18 protein-coding genes and 1 pseudogene are annotated in these 24020 nt (G+C 74.2%); 11 read left to right on the forward strand and 8 right to left on the reverse strand.

What is annotated here, in order from left to right:
• Window positions 1-30: 30 nt before the first annotated feature.
• Together AQJ30_RS20935 and AQJ30_RS20940 are read right to left on the reverse strand one after the other, a co-directional pair.
• Window positions 31-834: a phosphatase gene (locus AQJ30_RS20935; RefSeq protein ID WP_067236591.1), complete on the reverse strand. Its 804-nt coding sequence runs from the start codon at window positions 832-834 to the stop codon at window positions 31-33.
• A 62-nt stretch (window positions 835-896) separates the two neighbouring features.
• On the reverse strand, window positions 897-2375 hold the full coding sequence (locus AQJ30_RS20940) for a PucR family transcriptional regulator (RefSeq protein WP_211279045.1): 1479 nt from the start codon (window positions 2373-2375) through the stop codon (window positions 897-899).
• Between the two features lie 187 nt (window positions 2376-2562).
• Between AQJ30_RS20940 and AQJ30_RS20945 the strand changes: the two genes are divergently transcribed.
• The 3 genes from AQJ30_RS20945 to AQJ30_RS20955 are packed head-to-tail and all read left to right on the forward strand — an operon-like array spanning window position 2563 to window position 6732.
• Entirely contained in the window at window positions 2563-4026 is a 1464-nt protein-coding gene (locus tag AQJ30_RS20945; protein ID WP_067236291.1) for a sodium:solute symporter family protein, read from the forward strand.
• A 55-nt stretch (window positions 4027-4081) separates the two neighbouring features.
• Window positions 4082-5050 (forward strand): agmatinase, encoded by a 969-nt coding sequence (speB, locus tag AQJ30_RS20950; RefSeq protein WP_067236294.1) that lies wholly within the window; start codon window positions 4082-4084, stop codon window positions 5048-5050.
• A complete protein-coding gene (locus AQJ30_RS20955) occupies window positions 5047-6732 on the forward strand; it encodes a thiamine pyrophosphate-binding protein (RefSeq protein WP_067236296.1) in 1686 nt (561 codons plus the stop codon). The genes speB and AQJ30_RS20955 overlap by 4 nt, the downstream gene beginning before the upstream one ends.
• A gap of 22 nt (window positions 6733-6754) precedes the next feature.
• On the opposite strand, the gene AQJ30_RS20960 is transcribed toward AQJ30_RS20955, so the two are convergent.
• Complete coding sequence (locus AQJ30_RS20960; protein ID WP_067236297.1) at window positions 6755-7558, reverse strand: endonuclease I family protein; 804 nt, start codon at window positions 7556-7558, stop codon at window positions 6755-6757.
• Between the two features lie 163 nt (window positions 7559-7721).
• Here AQJ30_RS20960 and AQJ30_RS20965 point away from each other — a divergent pair, with 163 nt between their 5' ends.
• The 4 genes from AQJ30_RS20965 to AQJ30_RS20980 all read left to right on the forward strand — a co-directional run bounded on the left by AQJ30_RS20965 (window position 7722) and on the right by AQJ30_RS20980 (window position 14421).
• Window positions 7722-8576, forward strand: coding sequence for a serine hydrolase (locus AQJ30_RS20965; protein ID WP_067236299.1), 855 nt, complete (start codon window positions 7722-7724; stop codon window positions 8574-8576).
• 114 nt (window positions 8577-8690) lie between these two features.
• On the forward strand, window positions 8691-12401 hold the full coding sequence (locus AQJ30_RS20970; protein ID WP_067236300.1) for an ABC transporter ATP-binding protein: 3711 nt from the start codon (window positions 8691-8693) through the stop codon (window positions 12399-12401).
• Between the two features lie 113 nt (window positions 12402-12514).
• Window positions 12515-12913, forward strand: coding sequence for a hypothetical protein (locus tag AQJ30_RS20975; RefSeq protein WP_067236301.1), 399 nt, complete (start codon window positions 12515-12517; stop codon window positions 12911-12913).
• Window positions 12914-13008: 95 nt separating this feature from the next.
• Window positions 13009-14421, forward strand: a complete 1413-nt coding sequence (locus tag AQJ30_RS20980) for a S28 family serine protease (protein WP_067236302.1) — start codon at window positions 13009-13011, stop codon at window positions 14419-14421.
• A 63-nt stretch (window positions 14422-14484) separates the two neighbouring features.
• Here AQJ30_RS20980 and AQJ30_RS20985 read toward each other — a convergent pair whose 3' ends face one another.
• Both AQJ30_RS20985 and AQJ30_RS20990 read right to left on the reverse strand, forming a co-directional pair.
• Window positions 14485-16290, reverse strand: coding sequence for a glycoside hydrolase family 3 protein (locus tag AQJ30_RS20985; RefSeq protein WP_067236303.1), 1806 nt, complete (start codon window positions 16288-16290; stop codon window positions 14485-14487).
• Window positions 16291-16488: 198 nt separating this feature from the next.
• Window positions 16489-17436 carry a LysR family transcriptional regulator gene (locus AQJ30_RS20990; protein WP_067236304.1) on the reverse strand — a complete coding sequence of 316 codons (948 nt, stop codon included), beginning with the start codon at window positions 17434-17436 and terminating at the stop codon, window positions 16489-16491.
• Window positions 17437-17556: 120 nt separating this feature from the next.
• Between AQJ30_RS20990 and AQJ30_RS20995 the strand changes: the two genes are divergently transcribed.
• The 4 genes and pseudogenes from AQJ30_RS20995 to AQJ30_RS21010 all read left to right on the forward strand — a co-directional run bounded on the left by AQJ30_RS20995 (window position 17557) and on the right by AQJ30_RS21010 (window position 20629).
• On the forward strand, window positions 17557-18471 hold the full coding sequence (locus tag AQJ30_RS20995; protein WP_067236306.1) for an EamA family transporter: 915 nt from the start codon (window positions 17557-17559) through the stop codon (window positions 18469-18471).
• Window positions 18472-18476: 5 nt separating this feature from the next.
• Entirely contained in the window at window positions 18477-19808 is a 1332-nt protein-coding gene (gene aroA, locus AQJ30_RS21000; protein ID WP_079084171.1) for a 3-phosphoshikimate 1-carboxyvinyltransferase, read from the forward strand.
• Window positions 19805-20005, forward strand: a pseudogene (locus tag AQJ30_RS21005) (GNAT family N-acetyltransferase); the annotation flags it as partial. The gene aroA and the pseudogene AQJ30_RS21005, both read left to right, overlap by 4 nt.
• A 111-nt stretch (window positions 20006-20116) precedes the next feature.
• Window positions 20117-20629 carry a GNAT family N-acetyltransferase gene (locus AQJ30_RS21010; protein WP_245726999.1) on the forward strand — a complete coding sequence of 171 codons (513 nt, stop codon included), beginning with the start codon at window positions 20117-20119 and terminating at the stop codon, window positions 20627-20629.
• A gap of 11 nt (window positions 20630-20640) precedes the next feature.
• Here AQJ30_RS21010 and AQJ30_RS21015 read toward each other — a convergent pair whose 3' ends face one another.
• The 3 genes from AQJ30_RS21015 to AQJ30_RS21025 all read right to left on the reverse strand — a co-directional run bounded on the left by AQJ30_RS21015 (window position 20641) and on the right by AQJ30_RS21025 (window position 23838).
• On the reverse strand, window positions 20641-22026 hold the full coding sequence (locus AQJ30_RS21015; protein WP_079084173.1) for an MFS transporter: 1386 nt from the start codon (window positions 22024-22026) through the stop codon (window positions 20641-20643).
• Window positions 22027-22347: 321 nt separating this feature from the next.
• A complete protein-coding gene (locus AQJ30_RS21020; RefSeq protein WP_067236308.1) occupies window positions 22348-23148 on the reverse strand; it encodes a sugar phosphate isomerase/epimerase family protein in 801 nt (266 codons plus the stop codon).
• An 87-nt stretch (window positions 23149-23235) separates the two neighbouring features.
• Window positions 23236-23838: a dihydrofolate reductase family protein gene (locus AQJ30_RS21025; protein WP_067236310.1), complete on the reverse strand. Its 603-nt coding sequence runs from the start codon at window positions 23836-23838 to the stop codon at window positions 23236-23238.
• Between the last annotated feature and the right edge of the window lie 182 nt (window positions 23839-24020).

Below are 24020 nucleotides of genomic sequence, written 5' to 3' on the forward strand. Positions count from 1 at the left end.
CCAGTCATACCAGCCGCCGCCGCCCCGCCCTCAGCCCTCGCCGCCCCCGCCCAGTCCGGCCCGGTCCAGCAGGTACGCCGTCATGGGGTCGTAGTAGCGGGGGCTGACCACGTGGTCGTCCAGGGGGACCGCCACCTGGAGGGTGCCCTCGGACTCGGCGAGGAACAGGGCCGGGTCGTTGCAGTCGGCGTAGCCGGCGGCGTCCACGCCGTGCTGGGCCGCGTAGCCCGCCCAGCCGTGGTCGGCGACCACCAGGTCGGGCAGCGGGCGGCCCTCCAGCTCCAGCGCGGTGAGGATCGCCTTCATCGGCTCGCCCGAGTGGGTGTGCCACAGGGTGGCCCCGTGCTCCAGGACCGCCACGTCCGCGAACTGCATGACGTAGCCCTCGTCGGTCTGCAGCCGGTCCGGGATCACTACGATCTCGCAGCCCGCGGCGCGCAGTGCGGCGGCCGTGCGGTGGTGCACCTCGAGCAGCCCGCCCGGGTGGCCGGTGGCGAGCAGCACCCGCTGCCGGTCCTCGGCCGCCTTGCGCAGCCGCCCCGCCAGCCGCTCCAGGCCGTCCACGGTCAGCTCGGCGTCGATGGTGTCCTGGCCGTACCGGTACTCGGGGTCGTCGTTGACGCCGACGCGCTCGGCCATCACCGCGAGCACGTCCTGCTCGTCGGTCCAGCGGTCGCCGAACTCCAGCCCGAACCAGAAGTGCCGGTTGCCGTTCGCCAGCTGCCGGTAGTGGGAGAGGTTGTTCTCGCGGGGCGTGGCGACCTCGCCCGCGATGCGGGTGCGCACGAGGTGGTCGACGAGCTCGGCACGGCTGGGTGTCCCGGATATCGGCATGGGGTCCATTGTGGGGCAGCGGGCCGGACAGGTCAGCGCGGTTCCGGGCGCTGGGACGCGGCTCACGCGCCGTCCGGGGCGCGGTCCCGCAGCGCGAACCACAGGTCCATCCGCACGTCCGGGTCGTCCAGGTCCGCCCCGAGCAGGGCCGCGCACCGCGCGATCCGCTGCCGCACGGTGTTGCGGTGCACCGACAGCGCCACCGCCGTGCGGTCCCAGCTGCCGTGCAGCGACAGCCAGGTGCGCAGCGTCTCCGGCAGCGCGGGCGTGGCCGCGATCGGCGCGAGCAGGGCCCGCGCGTGGGCGGCCGCCTCGTCCGGCGGGACCAGGTCGGCGAGGGCCGCCCGGGCGCCGTGCCGCAGCAGCGGGACCCGCGTCGCCCGCGCCCGGGCCAGCGCCCGGGCGGCCTCGGCGTCCGCGGCCGGCCACTGCGCCGGCTCCGCGGCCGCGCTGACGCCCAGCGTCCAGCCCGGGTACGGCGCCGGCTCCCGCCCCTCCGGCACCAGGACCCGTACGACACCCTCGGCGAGGTCGACCAGCGGCGAGCCCAGCGCGGCGCCCAGCGCGGAGGCGGCCACCGGGTCGGGGGCGTGGGCGTCGGGGCGGGCGTGCACCACGGCCCGGCGCCCGGCGCCGAGCAGCGGCGCCACCTCCTCGGGCGCGGCCCCGAGCAGCAGCCGGACCAGCGCGGAGGAGCGGGCCGCGCCCGTGCCGCTCTGGTGCTCGCCGGTGAGCAGGGAGAGCAGCACGGCGGCGACGGAGGCGATGGTGTGGTCGCCGGGGTCGCGGCGCGGGGCGGCGATCCCGAGGACGAAGTCGTGCCCGGCGCCCAGGGCGTAGGCCGCGAGGTGGGTGCCGGCGGCGGTGTCGGTGGCCGAGGTGGGCGTGCCCGGGCCGCTGGGGCGGACCACCTCCGCGAGCGCGGCCAGCGCCCGGTGGGCCGCGGTCCCCGCCGGGCGCCCGGCCGCCGCGACCTCCGTCGCCTCGGGCCCGTACAGCACCGCCCGGCCCGCCACCCGCTGGGCGAGCTGCCGCAGCACCGAGGGCACCGGGTCGGGCCGGGAGGCGGCGGCCGCGAGGCTCTGCTGGGCCTCCGTGACCCGGCGCAGCTCGGCCAGCCGGGCCTGGGCCATCAGCTGCCAGACCGCGCGGGCCACGCCGGAGAACGTGGTCTGCGGCGGGACCTCGACCAGCGGCAGGGCGTGCGCCGCGCAGGCCGCGACCAGCGCCGGCGGCACGGTGTCGTGCACCGGCGCCACGCCGAAGCCGAGGGCGGTCCCGCCCGCCGCGACGATCCGTCCCACGTAGGCGTCGAAGTACGCCCCCGGGTCGGCCGCCTCCGGGACGTGCACCCCGGCCGTCAGCAGCAGCTCGCCGCCCAGCAGGTACGGGTAGGGGTCGCTCATCTCCGAGGTGTGCGCCCAGTGGACGACGACGTCCGGGCCGGAGGGCCCCGCGAGCTGCCGCAGGGCGAGGTCCTCCCGGGCCAGGAGCGCGGCGAGCGGCACCGGCGGGGTGGGCGGGACGGCGGGGTCCGGCATGGTGTGCGTTTCCTCCATCCCGTACGGCGTGAATGGAGGGAACGTACACTTCGCAGTCGCTTTTCGGCCACCTAGGGTCGAGGGGACCGGCGGCCAGCGGGTACGGGCGGATGTCCCCGCGCCGAGTCGCCGCACACCCCCCGTTCCCTGCACGACACGCCACCGAGAAGTGTGTGAAGGAGGCCCCATGGCCGTCGACTACGTGGTGATCGCCGTCTATCTGGCCGGCATGCTGGCCATGGGCTGGTGGGGCATGCGCCGCGCCCGGTCCAAGAGCGAGTTCCTGGTGGCCGGCCGGCGCCTGGGACCCGCCCTGTACTCCGGCACCATGGCCGCGATCGTGCTGGGCGGCGCCTCCACCATCGGCGGCGTCGGCCTCGGCTACCGGTACGGCCTGTCCGGCGCCTGGATGGTCTTCACGATCGGTCTCGGCCTGCTGGCGCTGAGCGTCTTCTTCTCGGCCCGCATCGCCCGCCTGAAGGTCTACACGGTCTCCGAGATGCTCGACCTGCGCTACGGCGGCCGCGCGGGCCTGATCTCCGGCGTCGTGATGTGGGCGTACACGCTGATGCTCGCCGTCACCTCGACCATCGCGTACGCCACGATCTTCGACGTGCTGTTCGACATCGACCGCACCCTGGCGATCGTGCTGGGCGGCTCCATCGTGGTCGCCTACTCCACGCTCGGCGGCATGTGGTCGATCACGCTGACCGACATGGTGCAGTTCGTGGTCAAGACGATCGGCGTGCTGCTGCTCCTGCTGCCCATCGCGGTGGTGAAGGCGGGCGGCTTCTCCGAGATGAAGGCCGAGCTGCCCACCTCGTACTTCGACCCGCTGGGCATCGGCGGCGAGACGATCTTCACCTACGTGCTGATCTACACCTTCGGCATGCTCATCGGACAGGACATCTGGCAGCGCGTGTTCACCGCGCGCAGCGACCGCACCGCCCGCTGGGGCGGCACCGTGGCGGGCACCTACTGCCTCGTCTACGCCCTCGCCGGCGCCGTCATCGGCACCGCCGCCAAGGTGCTCTACCCGAAGCTCGGCAGCCCGGACGACGCCTTCGCGACCATCGTGAAGGACGAACTGCCCGTCGGCGTGCGGGGCCTGGTGCTGGCCGCCGCGCTCGCCGCCGTGATGTCGACCTCCTCCGGCGCGCTGATCGCCTGTGCGACCGTCGCCAACAACGACATCTGGTCACGTCTGCGCGGCATCGTGCGGCCGTCCGCCGAGGAGCACGACGAGGTCCGCGGCAACCGGGCGTTCATCCTGCTCATGGGCGTCGCGGTGATCGGTACGGCGATCGCGCTGAACAACGTCGTCGAGGCGCTGACGGTGGCGTACAACCTGCTCGTCGGCGGTCTCCTCGTGCCCATCCTCGGCGGGCTGCTGTGGCGGCGCGGCACCGTCCAGGGCGCGCTCGCCGCGGTCGTCGTCGGCGGTGTCGCGGTGGTCGGCCTGATGGCGGCCCACGGCATCCTCGCCAACGAGCCGGTCTACTACGGCCTGCTGGCCTCCCTGGCGGCCTACGTGGCCGTGTCCCTCGCCACCCGGCCGACCGACGAGGCGGTCCTGGCCGCCTGGCGTGAACGGCTCGCCGGCCGGGCCAATCCCGAACTCGTGTCCGAACCGGTCCCCGCTCCCCGGTAAAGTCGCCCCGGCAGCAGTACATACGCGACGAAGCGTAGGAAAGAAGGCATTGACCATGAGCAGCAACGAGACGCCCCGCGGCCCCGTCGACTCCTCCCGCATCCCGCGGTACGCCGGCCCCGCGACCTTCGCCCGGCTGCCCCGCCTGGACGAGGTCGGCACCGCCGACGTCGCCGTGGTGGGCGTGCCGTTCGACTCGGGCGTCTCGTACCGGCCGGGCGCCCGCTTCGGCGGCAACGCCATCCGCGAGGCGTCCCGGCTGCTGCGCCCCTACAACCCCGCCCAGGACGCCTCCCCGTTCGCCCTCGCGCAGGTCGCGGACGGCGGCGACATCGCGGTGAACCCGTTCAACATCAACGAGGCCGTCGAGACCATCGAGGCCGCCGCGGACGACCTGCTCGGCACCGGCGCCCGCCTGATGACGCTGGGCGGCGACCACACCATCGCGCTGCCGCTGCTGCGCTCGGTCGCCAGGAAGCACGGCCCGGTCGCGCTGCTGCACTTCGACGCCCACCTGGACACCTGGGACACCTACTTCGGCGCCGAGTACACCCACGGCACCCCGTTCCGCCGCGCGGTGGAGGAGGGCATCCTCGACACCTCCGCGCTGTCCCACGTCGGCACCCGCGGTCCGCTGTACGGCAAGCAGGACCTCACCGACGACGAGAAGATGGGCTTCGGCATCGTCACCTCGTCCGACGTCTACCGCCGGGGCGCCGACGAGGTGGCCGACCAGCTCCGCCAGCGCATCGGCGACCGCCCGCTGTACATCTCCATCGACATCGACTGCCTGGACCCCGCCCACGCCCCCGGCACGGGCACGCCCGAGGCCGGCGGCATGACCTCCCGCGAGCTGCTGGAGATCCTGCGCGGGCTGGCCTCCTGCAACCTGGTGTCCGCGGACGTCGTCGAGGTGGCCCCCGCCTACGACCACGCCGAGATCACCTCGGTGGCCGCGTCCCACACGGCGTACGAACTGACCACGATCATGTCCCGCCAGATTGCGGAGGCACGCGCGAAGTGACCCACGACCACGACCTGGTGCTCCGCCCGACGGACGCCCAGACGACGGCCGCCCTGAACCCGCCCGCCGGCCGCAACGGCGGGGACCTGGTCGTGGAGACGCTGGCCGGGCTCGGCGCGACGACGGTGTTCGGGCTGCCCGGCCAGCACGCGCTCGGCATGTTCGACGCGCTGCGCCGCTCGGACCTGCGCTACGTGGGCCTGCGCGTGGAGAACAACGCCGGCTTCGCGGCCGACGCGTACGGCCGGATCACCGGCGAGGCGGCCCCGCTGCTGCTGTCGACCGGCCCCGGGGCCCTCACCTCCCTGGCCGCGCTCCAGGAGGCGGCGGCCGCCTCGGCGCCCGTCCTCGCCGTCAGCAGCCAGGTCCCGACCGCGGGCCTGGGCGGCGGCCGCCACGGCTACCTGCACGAACTGCCCGACCAGGCGGCCTCGTTCCGGGGCGTGGTCAAGTCGGTGCACACCGTGCGCACGCAGTCCCAGATCCCGTCCGCGATCGCGGCGGCCTGGAAGTCGGCGCTCACCGCCCCGCACGGCCCCGTCTGGGTGGAGATCCCGCAGGACGTGCTGCTGGCGCCGACCGCGCTCCCGGGGGTGACGGCCCTCGACGCCACCCCGGAGGAGCTCGTCCCGCGCCCCGAACTCACCGCCCTCGCCGCCCACTTGCTGTCCCGCGCCGAACGCCCGGCGGTCATCGCGGGCGGCGGGGTGGTCCGCGCGGACGCGGCGGGCAAGCTCCGGGCGCTGGCCGAGAGGCTGGACGCGCCCGTGGTGACCACCTTCGGCGGCAAGGGCGCCTTCCCCTGGACGCACCCGCTGTCGCTGCAGTCCTGGCTGGAGGACCGCCACACCACCGACTTCCTGGAGGACGCCGACGTCCTGCTGGTGGTGGGCTCAGGACTGGGTGAACTCTCCTCCAACTACCACACGTTCGCGCCGCGCGGCCGCGTCGTGCAGATCGAGGCGGACCTCGGCAAGCTGGAGTCCAACCACCCGGCGCTGGGCATCCACGCCGACGCCCGCCTCGCCCTCCAGGCCCTGCTGGAGACCGTCGAGGAGCGCACCGACCCCACCGCCCCCGAGCGGGTCCGGGACGTCCTCGGAAGGGTCGCCGCCCGCATCGGCGCCCAGGAACTCACCCTGGAGCAGGAGGTGCTGGCCTCGGTGCGCCGCGCGCTGCCGGCCGGCGCCCCGTCCTTCTGGGACATGACGATCCTGGCCTACTGGGCCTGGTCCGCCTTCGACGCCCACGCCCCGAACCTGATGCACTCGGCGCAGGGCGCGGGCGGCCTCGGCTACGGCTTCCCGGCGGCGCTCGGCGCGGCGGCCGCCGACCCGACCCGCCCGGTGCTGGCCGTCTCCGGCGACGGGGGCGCGCTGTACTCCGTGGCGGAGCTGGCCACGGCCCGCCAGTACGGCCTGGACGTCACCTGGCTGATCGTCGACGACGGCGGCTACGGCATCCTGCGCGAGTACATGACCGACGCCTTCGGCCAGGCCACGGCCACCGAGCTGACCCGCCCGGACTACGTGGCCCTCGCGGAGTCCTTCGGGGTGCCCGGCGTCCGCACGACACCGGACACCCTGGAGGAGGACCTCGCCGCGGCGCTGGCCACGCCCGGGCCCTCGGTGGTCGTGCTCCCGGCGGTGCTGCGGATGTTCGCCCCGACGCACCTGGGCTGAACCGGGCCCCGCCGCGGGAGACCTACCAGATCGCCTCGACCCACTCCGGGTGGTCGATGAACGGGTTGCGGTTGTGCTGGTAGGTGTCGTAGATGACCTGGTTGCGGCGCTCCTCGAAGGCGCTGGGCGGGTCCGCCTCGTTCCACGCCTTGAGGACGGACAGCTTGCCGATGTACGGGTTGGAGCCGTTGGCCACCTTCTCGTTGGGCTCCAGGTCGGCGAAGCCGTCGCCGCCGTCGTAGCGCACGGCCATGTAGAGGATCATGCGGGCGACGTCGCCCCGGTCCGCGGGGCGCGGCGCGAAGGAGTCGGAGTCGACGGTGCTGCCGCCGCCGTTGGCCACGGCGCTGCCGCCGTTGTCGAAGTCCAGGTTGCCCCGGATGCTGTTGACCTGGACGTCGCAGGCGCGCAGGTGGTGCAGGTCGGTGCCGGGACCGGTCACCTCGCCGAAGTCGCCGTGGGACTTGGCCCAGGTGTGCTCGCGGTTCCAGTCGCCGAGGTCGCCGCCGTTGAGGGACTTGCTGCGGGAGGCGCCGCTGTAGAGCAGCAGGACGTTGCTGCTGTTGTTGGGGTCCTGGTCGGTGACCTTCAGTGCCTCCCAGACCGCGGAGTACGAGATCTTCGACTGGCTGCTGATGATGGTGTGCAGCGAACTCTTCAGGCTCGCGCCGGTCTTGCCGACCGCGTTCTTGTAGTACGTCGCGTCGTACGCCGTCGTCGTGGCCGCGGCCGGGGTCGCCGTCAGGGCGGGGGCCGCGAGGCCCACCAGAACGGCGGCGGTGGTCAGCGCCACCGGCTTCCAGCGGCGTGTGCGTGTCGCCAGCATAAAGGTCGTCCCATCTACGCGGGTTGAGTGGAGGCGGCACTCGGGAGCGTGACATGGACATGCGACCGCGTAAAGGGACGGCGGGTGTCCATTGGGTGACGCGGACCGGCAAAAGCCTTCTTCTCGTACAACCTTTCGGTCGAACTCGTGAGTCAACCCGGTCATGACTCAAGGGACTTCCGCCCGCCGTGCCGCCCCGGCCGTCGTCGCGCTCACCACCGGCCTGCTGATATCCGCCGCGGCCGTCGCCACCCCGGCCGCCGCGACCGCCCCGGCCGTCAGCTGCACCTCGGCGAAGCCGACCCTCGCGGCCAAGCTGAAGAAGGACATCACCGCCGCCCTGGCCACCCGCAAGGGCACCATCGCCGTCGGCGTGTACGACCGGACCACCGCGACGACCTGCACCCTGCGCGCCTCGACCGCCTACGACTCGGCCAGCGTCGTCAAGGTGACCGTCCTGGCCGCCCTGCTGTACGACGCGCAGGCGGCGCACCGCGCGCTCACCACCCGCGAGAAGACCCTCGCCACCAGCATGATCACCAAGTCGGACAACGCCTCCACCTCGACCCTGTGGAAGCAGCTCGGCCCGACGAAGGTCAAGAAGTTCCTCACCGCCGCGGCCATGACGCAGACCAGGCCCGGCGCCGGCACCTACTGGGGGCTGACCCAGATCACGGTCACCGACGAGCAGAAGCTGCTCCGGCTCGTCACCGCCCGCAACGCCGTCCTCACCGACGCCTCCCGCTCGTACATCAGCACCCTGATGGGCAAGGTCGTCGCCGACCAGCGGTGGGGCACGCCGTACGGCCGGCCGGCGAACGTGTCCTGGCACGTCAAGAACGGCTGGCTGCAGCGCGCCACGCAGGGCTGGCGCGTGCACAGCGTCGGCACCTTCACCGGCGGCGGCCACGACTACACGATCACCGTGCTCACCCACGGCAACAGCACCATGAGCTACGGCATCACGACCATCCAGGGCATCGCCAAGGTGGTCCACCGCGACCTTGCCGCGAGCTGACCCCCGCGGCCGAAAACCTCCGCCCGGGGCCCCCCGATTGTTGCAGCGGGATGAAATCGCACCTCACCGGCGTTGATGCCTTCCGGCAGACCAGGTTCGCAGGAAGGCACCGGCGTGAGCGCACAACGGGGATGGGCACGACGACTCGCGGGCTACGCGTGGCGCTACCCCAAGGACGTGGTCCTCGCCCTCGGCGCCTCGCTCGCCGGCATGGCCGTCATGGCGCTCGTCCCCCTGATCACCAAGGTGATCATCGACGACGTGATCGGCGCCCGCACCCGGGACATGGCCCCCTGGGCGGGCGCCCTGATCGGCGCCGCCGTGCTCGTCTACGCCACCGCCTACGTCCGCCGCTACTACGGCGGCCGGCTCGCCCTGGACGTGCAGCACGACCTGCGCACGGAGATGTTCCGCACGATCACCCGGCTCGACGGCCGCCGCCAGGACGAGCTGTCCACCGGCCAGGTCGTCGGCCGCGCCACCAGCGACCTCCAGCTGATCCAGGGCCTGCTGTTCATGCTGCCCATGACGATCGGCAACTTCGCGCTGTTCCTGGTCTCGCTCGTCGTCATGGCCTGGCTGTCCGTCCCGCTCACCCTGGTCGCCCTCGCCGTGGCGCCCGCGCTGTGGTGGATCGCCAAGCGCAGCCGCACCCGGCTCCACCCGGCCACCTGGTGGGCGCAGGCCCAGGCCGCCGCCGTGGCGGGCGTGGTCGACGGCGCGGTCAGCGGCGTGCGCGTGGTGAAGGGCTTCGGGCAGGAGGACCAGGAGACCGGGAAGCTGCGCCAGGTGGGCCGGCGGCTGTTCGCCGGGCGGCTGCGCACCATCCGGCTGAACGCCCGCTACACCCCCGCGCTGCAGGCCGTCCCCGCGCTCGGCCAGGTCGCCATGCTGGCGCTCGGCGGCTGGCTCGCCGTGCACGGCCACATCACCCTCGGCACGTTCGTGGCGTTCTCCACCTACCTGGCCCAGCTGGTCGGCCCGGTCCGCATGCTCGCCGTGGTCCTCACCGTCGGCCAGCAGGCCCGCGCGGGCACCGAGCGCGTCCTGGAACTGATCGACACCGAGCCGACCCTGCGGGACGGCACCCGGGAGCTGCCCGCCGACGCCCCGGCGACCGTCGAGTTCGACGACGTGTCCTTCGGCTACGACCCCGCCCACCCGGTCCTGGACGGCCTCAGCTTCGAGATCCGCCCGGGCGAGACCCTCGCGGTCGTCGGCTCCTCCGGCTCCGGCAAGTCCACCGTCTCCCTGCTGCTGCCGCGCTTCTACGACGTGACGCGCGGCGCGGTCCTGGTCGGCGGCCGGGACGTGCGCGAGCTGACCCTGGACTCGCTGCGCGCCGCGATCGGCCTGGTCCCGGAGGACTCGTTCCTGTTCTCCGACACCGTCCGCAACAACATCGCCTACGGCCGCCCCGACGCCACCGACGAGCAGATCGAGCAGGCCGCGCGCACCGCCCAGGCGGACCGCTTCATCGCGGAGCTGCCCGACGGCTACGACACCACGGTCGGCGAACACGGACTGACCCTGTCCGGCGGCCAGCGCCAGCGCATCGCGCTCGCCCGGGCGATCCTCGCCGACCCCCGGCTGCTGGTCCTCGACGACGCCACCTCGGCGGTCGACGCGCGCGTGGAGCACGAGATCCACGAGGCGCTCGGTCAGGTCATGGAGGGCCGCACCACCCTGCTCATCGCGCACCGCCGCTCCACCCTCAACCTCGCCGACCGCATCGCCGTCCTCGACCAGGGCCGCCTCGCCGACATCGGCACCCACGACGAACTCCAGCAGCGCTCGGCGCTGTACCGCAGGCTGCTCACCGACCCCGACGAGCTCGGCGGCGTCTCCCCGGGCCACGCCCGGCCCGAGGCACCGGCCGAGGACACGTCCGTGCGCGACGAACTGGACGCCGAGTTCGACGCCGAACGCGGGGTGACGCCCCGGCTGTGGACCGGCGACCGCGCCCCCAAGGACACCGCGATGGCCGGCACCCCCGCCACTCCGGAGCTGCTCGCCCAGGTCGAGGCGCTGCCCCCGGCCACCGACATCCCGGACGTCGACGAGGCCCGCGCGGTCCGCGCGGAGGAGTCGTACGGCCTGCGCCGGCTGCTGCGCGGCTTCCGCGCCCCCCTGCTGGTCAGCCTCGGGCTGGTCGCCGTGGACGCGGGCATGGGGCTGCTGCTGCCGATCCTGATCCGGCACGGCATCGACCAGGGCGTGAGCCGCATGGCGGTCGGCGCGGTGTGGGCGGCCTCGCTGCTGGGGCTGCTGACCGTGCTCGTGCAGTGGGCGGCGCAGACCGGTGAGATCCGGTTGACGGGCCGTACCGGCGAGCGGGTGCTGTACTCCCTGCGCCTGAAGATCTTCGCGCAGCTCCAGCGGCTCGGTCTCGACTTCTACGAGCGCGAGCTGACCGGCCGGATCATGACCCGGATGACGACGGACGTCGACGCGCTGTCCACGTTCCTGCAGACCGGCCTGGTCACGGCGTTCGTCGCGGTGGTCACCTTCTTCGGCATCATGGTCGCGCTGCTGGTGCTCGACGTGCAGCTCGCGTTGGTCGTGTTCACCACCCTGCCGCCGCTGGTCGTCGCCACCTTCTTCTTCCGCCGGGCCAGCGTGAAGGCCTACGAGCTGGCCCGCGAGCGGGTCTCCGCGGTCAACGCCGACCTCCAGGAGTCGGTGTCGGGGCTGAGGATCGTGCAGGCCTTCCGCCGCGAGCGCGACGGCCGGGCCCGGTTCGCCGAGCGCAGCGACAGCTACCGCCGGGCGCGGATCCGCGGCCAGCGGCTGATCTCGGTGTACTTCCCGTTCGTGCAGCTGCTGTCGTCGGTCGCGGCGGCCGCGGTGCTGGTGGTGGGCGCCGGCCGGGTGGACGCCGCCACGCTGACCACGGGCGCGCTGGTGGCGTACCTGCTGTACATCGACCTGTTCTTCGCGCCCGTGCAGCAGCTCTCCCAGGTGTTCGACGGCTACCAGCAGGCCACCGTCTCGCTCGGCCGCATCCAGGAGCTGCTGCGCGAGCCGACGTCCACCTCGGCGGCGCGCGCGCCGCGGACGGTGACCTCCCTGCGTGGTGAGATCGCCTTCGAGGACGTCCACTTCGCCTACGGTGCCGGCGACGAGGCGGCCCTGCGCGGCATCGGCCTGCGCATCCCCGCCGGGCAGACCGTGGCGTTCGTCGGCGAGACGGGCGCCGGCAAGTCGACCCTGGTCAAGCTGGTGGCGCGGTTCTACGACCCGACGTCCGGCCGGGTCACGGTCGACGGGACGGACCTGCGCGAGCTGGACCTCACGTCGTACCGCCACCGCTTGGGCGTCGTGCCGCAGGAGGCCTACCTCTTCCCCGGCACCGTCCGCGACGCCATCGCCTACGGCCGCCCGGGGGCGAGCGACGCCGAGGTGGAGGCGGCGGCCCGCGCGGTCGGCGCCCACGAGATGATCGCCACGCTGGAGGGCGGCTACCTCCACGAGGTCGCCGAGCGCGGGCGCAACCTCTCCGCGGGCCAGCGCCAGCTGATCGCGCTCGCCCGCGCCGAACTGGTCGACCCCGACGTCCTGCTGCTCGACGAGGCGACGGCGGCCCTGGACCTGGCCACCGAGGCGCAGGTCAACCAGGCCACCGACCGCCTCGCGGGCCGGCGCACCACGCTGGTCGTCGCCCACCGCCTCACCACGGCGGCGCGGGCCGACCGGGTGGTGGTCATGGACCACGGCCGGGTGGTCGAGGACGGCACCCACGAGGAACTCCTCGCCCGCGACGGCCGCTACGCCCGCCTGTGGCGGACGTTCGTCGGCGAACCGGTGGGCGTGGAGTCGGCCTGACGGCGGACGGGCACCGGGCCGGCGCGGGCCCGCGCGCAACCGCGCGGCCCGCGTCCGGCGTCCGTACACCAGTACGGCGAGCGACACGGCGGGCGACTCGGGGAGACACGGACGTGGGCAGCGGAACGAGGGGTGTCATACGGCGGCTGGCGGCGGGCGTGGCGGTGCTGACCGCCTCCGGGGTCCTCGCGCTGGCCGCGCCCGGCAGCGCGCAGGCGGCGGCCGTCCACGCGTGCGCGGGCCGCAAGGTGCGCACGCTGTCCTTCACCACCGGCTCGGTGCAGGTGTTCAAGCAGGGCCGCTACGTCTGCGCCGTCACCTACGCCAAGAACCCGCGCGGCACGAAGCCGATGTCGGTCAGCGTGCAGGCCCGCGGCGGGCGTCCCTGGCGGATCCAGAAGCGCGCCACGCGCCAGGTCGGACCCGTCACCGTGTACGCCGGTCACCGCTGCGTGTGGGTGAAGGGATCGGTGGGCCGTACGGCGGTCAGTTCCGGCTGGATTCTGTGCTGACGTCCTGAAACCTCCGCAACAACCTCCCCTGGTGCGAAGCCGGTTGCTCCGATAGCTTCCGGCGCACATCTGTCTCACAGGGAGGGTGCACGCGCATGCGCAAGGCGCTCAGATGGCTGCTGGCGCTCACCGTGCTCATAGGCACGCTGACCACGGCGGGAGCAGCGACCGCTGCCGAGCCTGGGGCCACGGACATCAAGGACCGGCTGCTCTCGATCCCGGGCATGAGCCTGATCGAGGAGAAGCCGTACCCCGGCTACCGCTACTTCGTCCTGAACTACACCCAGCCGGTCGACCACCGGAACCCCTCGGCGGGCACCTTCCAGCAGCGGATCACCGTGCTGCACAAGGACGTCAGCCGCCCGACGGTGTTCTACACCGGCGGCTACAACGTCTCCACCAACCCCAGCCGCCGCGAGCCGACCCAGATCGTCGACGGCAACCAGGTCTCCATGGAGTACCGCTACTTCACCCCCTCCCGCCCCAGCCCCGCCGACTGGTCCAAGCTGGACATCTGGCAGGCGGCGAGCGACCAGCACCGCATCTTCACCGCGCTGAAGCCGGTCTACACGAAGAACTGGATCGCCACCGGCGGCTCCAAGGGCGGCATGACGGCGACGTACTTCGAGCGCTTCTACCCGCGGGACATGGACGGCGTGGTCGCGTACGTGGCCCCCAACGACGTGGTCAACGACCAGGACGCCGCCTACGACCGCTTCTTCGCGTCCGTCGGCACCAAGGAGTGCCGCGACCGGCTGAACGCGGTGCAGCGCGAGGCGCTGGTGCGCCGCACCGCGCTGGAGCAGAAGTACGCGGCGTACGCCGCCGAGAACGGCTACACCTTCACCACGATCGGCAGCCTGGACCGCGCCTACGAGGCGGTCGTCCTGGACTACGTGTGGGGCTTCTGGCAGTACAGCCTGCTCTCCGACTGCGACAGCATCCCGGCGAACGCGGCCACCGCCACGGACGACGAGATCTGGACCTCGGTCGACACCATCTCCGGCTTCTCGGCGTACACCGACCAGGGCCTGGAGCAGTACACCCCGTACTACTACCAGGCGGGCACCCAGCTGGGCGCGCCCACCATCCACTTCCCGCACATCGAGAAGCAGTACATCCGCTACGGCTACCAGCCGCCCCGGAACTTCGTGCCCCGCTCGATCCCGATGAAGTTCCAGCCGTGGGTCATGCGGGACGTCGACAGCTGGGTCCGGCACAACGCCCGGCACATGCTCTTCGTGTACGGCCAGAACGACCCGTGGGGCGCGGAGCGCTTCCGCGTCGACAAGGGCGCCCGGGACTCCTACGTCTTCACGGCCCCCGGCCTCAACCACGGCGCGAACGTGGCCGGTCTGGTCGCCGACCAGAAGGCCCTCGCCACCGCCCGCATCCTCGACTGGGCGGGCCTGCCCGCCGCGACGGCGTCGGCGGCCAAGCCGCTGGCGAAGTTCGACAGCAAGCTCGACGTGAGGGACGTGGAGCGGGAGCCGGCCCTGCGCCCGTGACCCCTCCGGAGAACTGACGGCGGCGGGCCCGGGAGATCTCCCGGGCCCGCCGTGCTGTGCGCGCTAGTACGGCAGCCCGTGCCCGATCGGGAACAGCACCCGCGCCGGGTCGTCGGCCCGCTGGACCGGCACCGGCAGCTTCCCGCGGGGGGCGGTGCGGCCCGCGATCACCCGGGCCGCGGCGCGCAGTTCGACGTCGGTCCAGGAGTAGGTCGCCAGGTACGCGGCGACCCCGGGCAACTGGGCCACGTCGTACGGGTTGCGGACGGCGACCGCGACCACCGGGCGCCCGGTGGCGAGGAGTTGCTCGACGAGGGTCTTCTGCGGGCTGGTCGCGGTGACGTTGTACGTCGCCACCACGACCGCGTCCGCCTCGCCGGCCGCGGCCACCGCGCGGGCGATCGTCGCCGCCGAGGGGGCCGTGCCGGTGGACAGGGCCGTGGCCGTGAAGCCGAGGCCGGTCAGGGCGGCGGCGAGGACACCGGTGGGCGGGCCGGTCGTACCGGACGGGGAGGCCGGGTCGGCGCCGACGACCAGCAGCCTGCGCCGGGTGTCCGGCGCCAGCGGCAGCAGCCCGCCCTCGTTGACCAGCAGGGTCGTGGTCCGCCCGGCGATGCGGTCGGCGGCGGCCAGGTGGGCCGGGGTGCCCACGGTCCGGTCCACGCCCGCCTGCCCGGCGTACGGGTCGTCGAGCAGCCCGAGCTTCGCCTTCAGCCGCAGGATGCGCAGCACCGACTGCTCCAGCCGCTCCTCGGTCAGCTCCCCCTCGCGCACGGCCCGCAGCACCGCGTTCCACGCGACGTCCAGCTTCGGCGGGTTGAGCAACTGGTCGACGCCAGCCTTCAGGGCGAGCACCGGGACCCGGTCGTCGCCGTACTTGGTGCGCACGCCCGCCATGTCGAGCGCGTCGGTCACCACCACCCCGTCGTAGCCGAGGCGTTCGCGCAGCAGGCCGGTGACGATCGGCCGGGACAGGGTGGCCGGGTCGCCCGAGTCGTCGAGGGCCGGGACCAGGATGTGCGCGGTCATGATCGAGTCGATGCCGGCCGCGATCGCCGCGCGGAACGGCACCGCGTCCAGCTCCTCCCACACCTCGCGGCTGTGGGTGATGACCGGGAAGCCGTAGTGGCTGTCGACCGCGGTGTCGCCGTGCCCGGGGAAGTGCTTGGCGGTCGCCGCCACCCCCGCGGACCGGTAGCCCTGCACCTCGGCGGCGACCAGGGCGGCCACCGCGTCCGGGTCGGAGCCGAAGGACCGCACGCCGATGACCGGGTTGGCCGGGTTGACGTTGACGTCCGCCACGGGGGAGTAGTCCTGGCGCACCCCCATCGCGCGCAGCTCGGCGCCCGAGATCCGGCCGAGGGTGCGGGCGTCGGTGCGCGAGCCGCCGGCGCCGATCGCCATGGCGCCCGGGAAGAGGGTCGCCGGGGCGCCGATCCGGCAGACGATGCCGTGCTCCTGGTCGGTGGAGATGAGCACCGGCAGCCCGCGCGGCAGGTCCAGCGAGGCGCGCTGGAGGCCGTCGGACAGGGCGGCGATCTGGTGCGGCTCATGGGTGTTGTGCGCCCAGGCGAAGTAGATGATCCCGCCGAGCCGGTAGCGCTCGAGCAGTTCGGCCGCCGTGCGGACGCCCAGCTCCGCGAGGTTGGCGTCCACGTCGGCCTGGTCCGGGTCGGTCGCCGAGTGGCCGTACACGCGGGAGACGAAGACCTGGCCGACCTTCTCCTCGAGCGTCATCCGGGAGACCAGCCGGCGCAGCCGCCGGTCGTCCGGTGCGCGGCCGGCGCCCGCGTGGGCGGTTCCCGCGCCGACGGCGAGGGACGCGGTGAGGCCCGCGGTGGCGGCGAGGACGGTGCGTCTGGAGGGCACGTGCGCTCCTTCCGGAGGTGATCCACTGAAGGAAACTTCCGTCGGGTCAGCAGTATCCGGAAAGTTATTGCCGGTCAAGGGAGCGCGCAGGCACGGCGCGCGAGTGGTGGACCGGGGGCGCCCGTCACGGGCTCACGCCGGGCCGGGACCCCGGCGCGCTCGGGCTCATGCCGGGCGGGGGTCCCGACGCGCTCGGGCTCACGCCTGGCCGGTGCTGACGCGCTCGGGCTCACGCGGGCCGGTGTCGGCGCGCTCGCCCCAGTGCGCCTGGAGCGCGCGCACCGTCTCGGCGATCGCCGGGCGCCGGGCCGCCCCCTCACGCCACAGCGCGTACAGCCGCCGTACGGGCAGCGGGTCCAGCCGCACCTCCACCACCCCCTCGGGCAGCGGGCCGCGTCCCAGGCGGGGGATCAGGGCGATGCCCAGGCCCGCCGCGACCAGCGCGACCAGCGTCGGGTTCTCCTCGGCGGTGTGGACCAGGTCCGGCTCGTGCCCGGCCGCGCGCAGCGTGCGCACCAGCCAGTCGTGGCACACCCGCCCCGGCGGCTGGCACACCCACCGCTCACCGCCCAGCTCCTCGCGCCGTACCGCCGCACGCCCCGCGAAGGGGTGGCCCGCGGGGACGAGCAGGTCGCACAGGTCGTCCCCGATGACCGCCTGCTCCACGCCCGCCGGCGCGGGCAGCGGCGCGATGTCCCAGTCGTGGGCCACCGCCAGGTCGACCGCGCCCTTGGCGACCAGGTCGACCGACAGGTGCGGGTCGACCTCGGTCAGCCGCGCGTCCAGGGCGGGGTGCCGCCGCGCCAGCTCGGCCAGCACCCCGGGCAGCAGCCCGCGCGCCGCCGACGGGAACGCGGCCAGGGTCAGCCGGCCGGACGGCAGCCCGCGCCGCCGCTCCAGATCGGTCTCGGCGCGCTCCACGATCGCCATCAACTGCTGTGCCGTAACGACCAGTTGCCGGGCCTCGGCGGTGAGCCGCACGCCCCGGCCCTCCCGTTCGAGCAGCACCGTGCGGGTCTCCCGCTCCAGCTTGGCGATCTGTTGGGACACCGCCGAGGGCGTGTACCCGAGCGCGGCGGCGGCCCGGCCGACCGTGCCGTGGACGGAGACGGCGTGCAGGGCGCGCAGGCGCTGGAGGTCGAGCATCGGGGTCCCCCTCGGACGGCGGCGGGCTGCCGCGAGCCATCGACTCATCACTTCTGCTTCATCCCACCATGCACGAATCATCGCTGGTGCTACACGGTCCGGGCCGGTGATCCTCGACGCATGCGACCCGCACACCTCCTGCTCGCCGTCCTCGTCGCCGCCGTCTGGGGCGTCAACTTCACCGTCATCGAGATCGGCCTCGGCCACTTCCCGCCCCTGCTGTTCTCCGCGCTGCGCTTCCTCGTGGCGGCGCTCCCCGCGGTGTTCTTCGTCGGCCGCCCCAAGGTCGCCTGGCGGTGGATCGTGGCCGTCGGACTGGTGCTGGGCGTCGCGAAGTTCGGGCTGCTGTTCGTCGGGATGGACGCCGGGATGCCGGCCGGCCTGTCGTCCCTTGTGCTGCAGGTCCAGGCGGTGTTCACCGCGGTCGTCGCCGCCGTCGTCCTCGGCGAGCGCCCCTCCCGCACCCGGGTCCTCGGCATGGCGGTCGCCCTCGCCGGGATCGTCGTCGCCGCCGTCGACGAGGGCACCGCCGGCCCGCTCGGCGCGTTCGCCCTGGTCGTCGCCGCGGCCGCCTGCTGGGGCGTGTCCAACGTGCTGACCCGCAGGGCGGCCCCGCCCGACGCGCTGAACTTCATGGTCTGGGTGAGCACCGTCCCCGTGCTGCCGCTGCTCGGCCTGTCGCTGCTCCTGGAAGGGCCCGGCCGCGACTACGACGCGCTGCGCGCCCTCGACTGGCAGGGCGCCGGCACCGTCGTCTACGTCGCCTGGGTCACCACGGTCTTCGGCTTCGGGGCGTGGGGCCTGCTGCTGCGCCGCCACCCGGCCTCCACGGTCGCGCCCTTCTCCCTGCTGGTGCCCGTCTTCGGCATGACGTCGGCCGCGCTGTTCCTCGGCGAACCGGTGAGCGGGCTGCGCTGGTGCGCCGCGGCCCTCCTGGTCGGCGGCGTGGCGCTCACCTCGCTCGCCCCCGGGCGCGCGGCCCGGGTCCACCCCGTGGACGTGGCCCCGGCGGAGGCGGTCGGCACGCGATCATGACGGGCATGGCCCTCGTCGACATCCCCGGTTCCAAGTCCCTCACCGCCCGCGCCCTCTTCCTCGCGGCGGCGGCCGACGGCGTCACCACCCTCGTACGGCCCCTGCGCTCGGACGACACCGAGGGCTTCGCCGAGGGACTGGCCCGCCTCGGCTACCGCGTCGGCCGCACCCCGGACACCTGGCAGGTCGACGGCCGGCCGGACGGACCCCCGGCCGGCGCGGCGGACGTGTACTGCCGGGACGGCGCGACCACCGCGCGCTTCCTGCCGGCCCTCGCCGCCACCGGCCACGGCACCTACCGCTTCGACGCCTCCGCGCAGATGCGCCGCCGCCCGCTGCTGCCGCTCACCCGCGCCCTGCGCGACCTGGGCGTGGACCTGCGCCACGAGGACCGGGAGGGCCACCACCCACTGACCGTCCGGGCGAACGGCGTGGAGGGCGGCAAGGTCACCCTCGACGCCGGCCAGTCCTCGCAGTACCTCACCGCGCTGCTGCTGCTCGGCCCGCTCACCCGCACCGGCCTGCACATCGAGGTCACCGACCTGGTCTCGGCACCCTACGTCGGCATCACGCTGGCGATGATGCGGGCGTTCGGCGTGGAGGTGGAGCGCGAGGGCGACGTGTTCCGCGTGCCGCCCGGCGGCTACCGGGCGACGACGTACCCGATCGAACCGGACGCCTCCACGGCGAGCTACTTCTTCGCGGCCGCCGCCGTCACCCCGGGCGCCGAGGTCACCGTGCCGGGCCTCGGCGAGGGCGCCCTCCAGGGCGACCTGGGCTTCGTGGAGGTGCTGCGCCGGATGGGCGCCGAGGTGACGGTGGCCGCCGACCGCACCACGGTCCGCGGCACCGGCACCCTGCGCGGGCTCACCGTGGCCATGCGCGACATCTCCGACACCATGCCGACCCTCGCGGCCGTCGCGCCCTTCGCCGACGGCCCGGTCCGCATCGAGGACGTGGCCAACACGCGCGTGAAGGAGTGCGACCGGCTGGAGGCGTGCGCGGAGAACCTGCGGCGCCTCGGGACCGACGTCGCCACCGGCCCCGACTGGATCGAGATCCGCCCCGGCCGGCCGTCCGGCGCCGGGATCCGCTCCCACGGCGACCACCGCATCGTCATGTCGTTCGCGGTGACCGGGCTGCGCACCCCGGGCATCTCCTTCGACGACCCGGGGTGCGTGCGCAAGACGTTCCCCGGCTTCCACGAGGCGTTCGCGGCGCTGCGGGCGTCGTTCGCGGCACCGGCGGCGGACGCACCGGGCGGGGCGTCCGGCGGGGCGGGCGGGGCGGGCGCGGCGGGCGCGGTGGGTGCGGCGGGCGAGGAGCCGGGCCGATGAGCTTCGTCCTGCGCGGACCGGTCCTGGAGGGCGAGTTCGTCCGCCTGGAGCCGCTCGGCCACCAGCACGCCGCCGACCTGGCCCGGGCCGCCGAGGAGGACCGGGACACGTACGCCTTCACCTGGGTCCCCCGGGCCGAGGAGGTGAGTTCCTACATCGACGCCCAGCTCGCCCGCGCGGCCACCGGACGGCTCGCCTCCTAGGTCGTGTCCGCAAAGTCCCGTCGTCCGCCCGGAGGGCGGGCCCTGCGGCGTCCGGTGCGTGCTCTCGGCGTGCCGGGCGGACACCCGCGTACTGGCCGTACTCGGGTGTCCGCCCGGTGCGGCGAGAGTGCGTGCCGGGCGTCGGGGGGCAGGCGGGACTTTGCGGACACGGCCTACGCCCAGGTCTCCCGGGCGACCGGGCGGGCGGTCGGCGCCACGGCGTACTGGGAGCCGCGCTGCTGGCGGGACGACGGCCGGCTCGACGCCGTCGAGGTCGGTTTCACCTGGCTCGCCGCAACCGCCCAGGGCACCGGCATCAACGCAGAGGCCAAACTCCTGCTCTTCCGGCACGCCTTCGAGGAGTGGGACGTCGCCCGCGTCGACCTGAAGACCGACGCCCGCAACGCCCGCTCCCGCGCCGCCATCGAGAGCGTCGGCGCCTGCTTCGAGGGCGTCCTGCGCAACTGGTCCCGCTCCTGGGCACCGGGCGAGGAGGGCCGCCTGCGCGACTCGGCGATCTTCTCGGTGACGGCCGCGGAGTGGCCGGCGTGCCGGGCACGGCTGGGGGAGCGGGTGGCGCGGTACCGGCTGCGGAACGGCGGGGCCGCCGAGGGGTGACGGAGCCGGGTTCAGCGCTCGGGGAGTGGCTCCTGGGCGGTGTCGGAGGTGTCGGAGGCGGGGCCGGGGATCGCGGCCGTGTCCTCGGCGGGTCCGTCCCCTCCGACGCTTCCGTCAAGGCCCGGGAGGGCCGGCGTGGTGTCCGCCGGGTCCCTGGCCTCCGGGCCGGGACCGGTCGGCTTCGCCCCCCTGAGCTCCGGTGTGGACGCGCCCACCGCCGTCACCGCCGCCAGGCACAGCAGTCCGCCGCTGACCAGGGCCGTGGCGCCCGAGGACCAGCCGGCGACCATGCCGCCGCGCAGGTTGCCCAGGTGCGGGCCCGCCTGGCCGACGACCAGCTCGGCGGCGGTGACCCGGCCCAGCAGGGCGTCCGGTGTCAGGGTCTGCACGATCGTGCTGCGGGACAGCACGGCCACCGCGTCGGCGGCCCCGGCCAGCACCAGCATCGCCAGCCCCGCCCACGCGCTGGTGGTCAGCCCGAACCCGGCCAGCGCCAGGCCCCAGGTGCCGGACGCGCACAGCATGACCGGGCCCGGCCGGCCCCGGCGGGTGACGGCGCCGGACAGGGCGGTCGCCGTGACCCCGCCCACGGCGAGCGCGGACAGGAACAGCCCGAGGAAGCGCGGGTCGCCCCCGAACCGCTCGGTGTTGACCAGCGGGAAGAGGCTGACCGGCATCGCCAGCACGGTCGCCGCGAGGTCGGTGACGAGCGCACCGCGCACCACCCGGTGCCCGGTGAGGAACCGCAGCCCGTCCAGCACCCCGTGCAGTCCGGGCCGGGCCCCCTCGCCCTGCGGCGGCAGCGCGGGCAGCCCGAACGCGCCGTAGAAGGACAGGCCGAAGCTGAGCGCGTCGAACAGGTAGCAGACGCCGATGCCCCACCAGCCGAGGACCAGCCCGGCGACGGCCGGGCCGAGCAGCATCATGGCCTGCCCGGTGATCTGGTGGAGGGCTAGCCCGGCGGCCACCTGGTCCTTGGGCAGCAGCCGGGGCACGAACACCCCGGCCGCCGGCGCCGAGACGGCCGCGAACGACGCCTGCACGGCGACGAGCGCCAGCACGACCACCACGGGCACGTGCCCGGTGAAGCCCTGCACGGCCAGCAGCGCGGAGCACACCGCCTGGCCGACGTTGGTCCCCAGGTAGACCCGCCGCCGGTCGGCCCGGTCCACCCAGGCCCCGGCGAACAGCCCGACGCCGACCATCGGCAGCGCCTGCGCCAGACCGACCGCGCCGCTCCAGACGGCGCTGTGGGTGGTGTCCCACACCTGGTAGAGCACGGTGACCATGGTCATGAAGCCACCGAGCGTGGACACCGTGCGCCCGAACAGCAGCCGCCGGAAGACGGGGGAGGTCCGCAGCGGACGGAGGTCGACGAGCGTCCCGGCGAGCCTCATGAGGCCGGGACGGCGGCGGACGCGGGGGTCGCGCGGCGGGGGACCGCGGAGAGCGGCGACACGGCGAGCGAGGACAGGGAGAACGGAGACACGAGCGGTGGCGACACGGCCGACGGGGGCACGGAGGGCGGAGGCACGGGGGGCGGAGGCACGGCGCGGAGGCTAGCCCGCGCCGTCAGGGCCCCGCCAGCGAATTAGCGGCCGACGGGCCGACCACGCACACGGGCCGACCCGGCCCCGGTCCGACTCCTGCCCGCCCCGATCCTCGCCCCGCTCCCCGTCCCGGTCCCCGCCCCGACCCCCGCCGGGATCCCGGCGGCCTCAGGCCGAGTCGTTGAGCAGCCGGCCGAGGTGCGCGCGTCCCGCCGTGAGCAGGCCGGGCAGCGGCTCGGCGGCCTCGTACCAGCGCTTCTCGTACTCCCAGCACAGCCAGCCGTCCCAGCCGTGGCGGGAGAGCACCTCCACGCACTCGCCGAGCGGAATGATGCCCGCGCCGAGCGCCAGCGGGGTGGTGTCGTCGGCCGAGACGATGTCCTTGACCTGGACGTAGCCGAGGTACGGGGAGAGCGCCGCGTAGCTGTCGAGGGGCTGCTCGCCGCCGAGCCAGGTGTGCATCACGTCCCAGAGGGCGCCGACCTGACGGTGGCCGACCTGGCCGATGATCCGGGTGACGTCGGCGCCGGTGGGGTGCGAGTCGTGGGTCTCCACCAGGACGCGCACACCGAGGTCGGCGGCGTCCCGGGCGACGGTGCCGAGCCGCCGGGCGGCGATCGCGTCGGCCTCGTCGGCGGAGGCGGCGTCCGAACCGCCGGGGAGGACCCGTACGAAGGGGGCGCCCAGGTCATGGGCGAGCCCGAGCAGCGTACGGATCTCCTCCAGCACCGCTTCGTCGTCGCCGGGCGCGGCCACGCGTGCGTAGCCGGCGAGACCGAGCAGTTCGACGCCGGCGTCCTTGAACCGGGCGGCGACGTCCTCCCGTTCACCGGTGCCGAGTCCTGGATGGACCGGCTCCTCGGGGTGGGCGCGCAGTTCGACACCGTGGTATCCGTGCGCGGTCGCGAGCCGCAGCACGTCGGGCAGGGGAAGACCGGGAACACCGAGCGTGGAGAAGGCGAACTTCATGCCCCGGACCCTACTCGCGCGGACCGGACGGCGCCGCTCCACACCCACCCCGTGCCCCGTGATCGCGCCACCACACCCGTGCCGGACCTACTGGCCCGCCACACCGGCGGCGCGATACACGCACACCTCGGCGCCCGTCCCGGCCGTCGTGCAGGACACCAGCTCGAAGCCGTGCCGGCCGCCGTCCTCGGGGAAGATCGACTTGCCGCCGCCGAGCACCACGGGCATCCGCATCAGGACGAGTTCGTCCACGAGCCCCTCACCGATCAGCGTGCGGGCGAGGGTGGGGCTGCCCATGACGAGCAGGTCACCGCTCGCCCGGCCGCGCAGCTCCCGCAGGCGCGCCACGGCGTCGGCGCCGGGCACCAGCACCGAGTTGTCCCACGCCGACAGGTCCTCGCCGAGGGTCGTCGACACGACGTACTTGCGGACCGAGTTCATCCGGTCCGCGAACGGGTCCCCCGCCCGCCCGGGCCAGGCCGCGGCCATCGCCGTCCAGGTCCGCCGCCCGAACAGCAGGGCGTCCGCCTTCTGCAACGCGGCGTCGAAGGCACCGCCGACGACCTCCGGGTCGAAGTACGCGTGCGTCCACCCACCGTGCGCGAACCCCCCGTCGGTGTCCTCCTCCGGCCCGCCGGGCGCCTGGACGACTCCGTCGAGACTGATGAACGAACTGATGACGATCCGCATGGGTCTCACTCCTGGGATGGTGTGCCGCGCTGTACGGCAGTGGAGACGCTGCCGCGGACGAAAACTCATCGGTGGGGCCGTGTATCAGCCCGTCCGGCGTTTGAGGACGAGGCCCGTCCAGGGCCGAAGCGGGGGCCTGGGGGCGGCAGCCCCCAGCACGCAGGCACCAGCCCACGGCCACC

Source organism: Streptomyces longwoodensis (genome assembly GCF_001514125.1).
Taxonomy (GTDB): domain Bacteria; phylum Actinomycetota; class Actinomycetes; order Streptomycetales; family Streptomycetaceae; genus Streptomyces; species Streptomyces longwoodensis.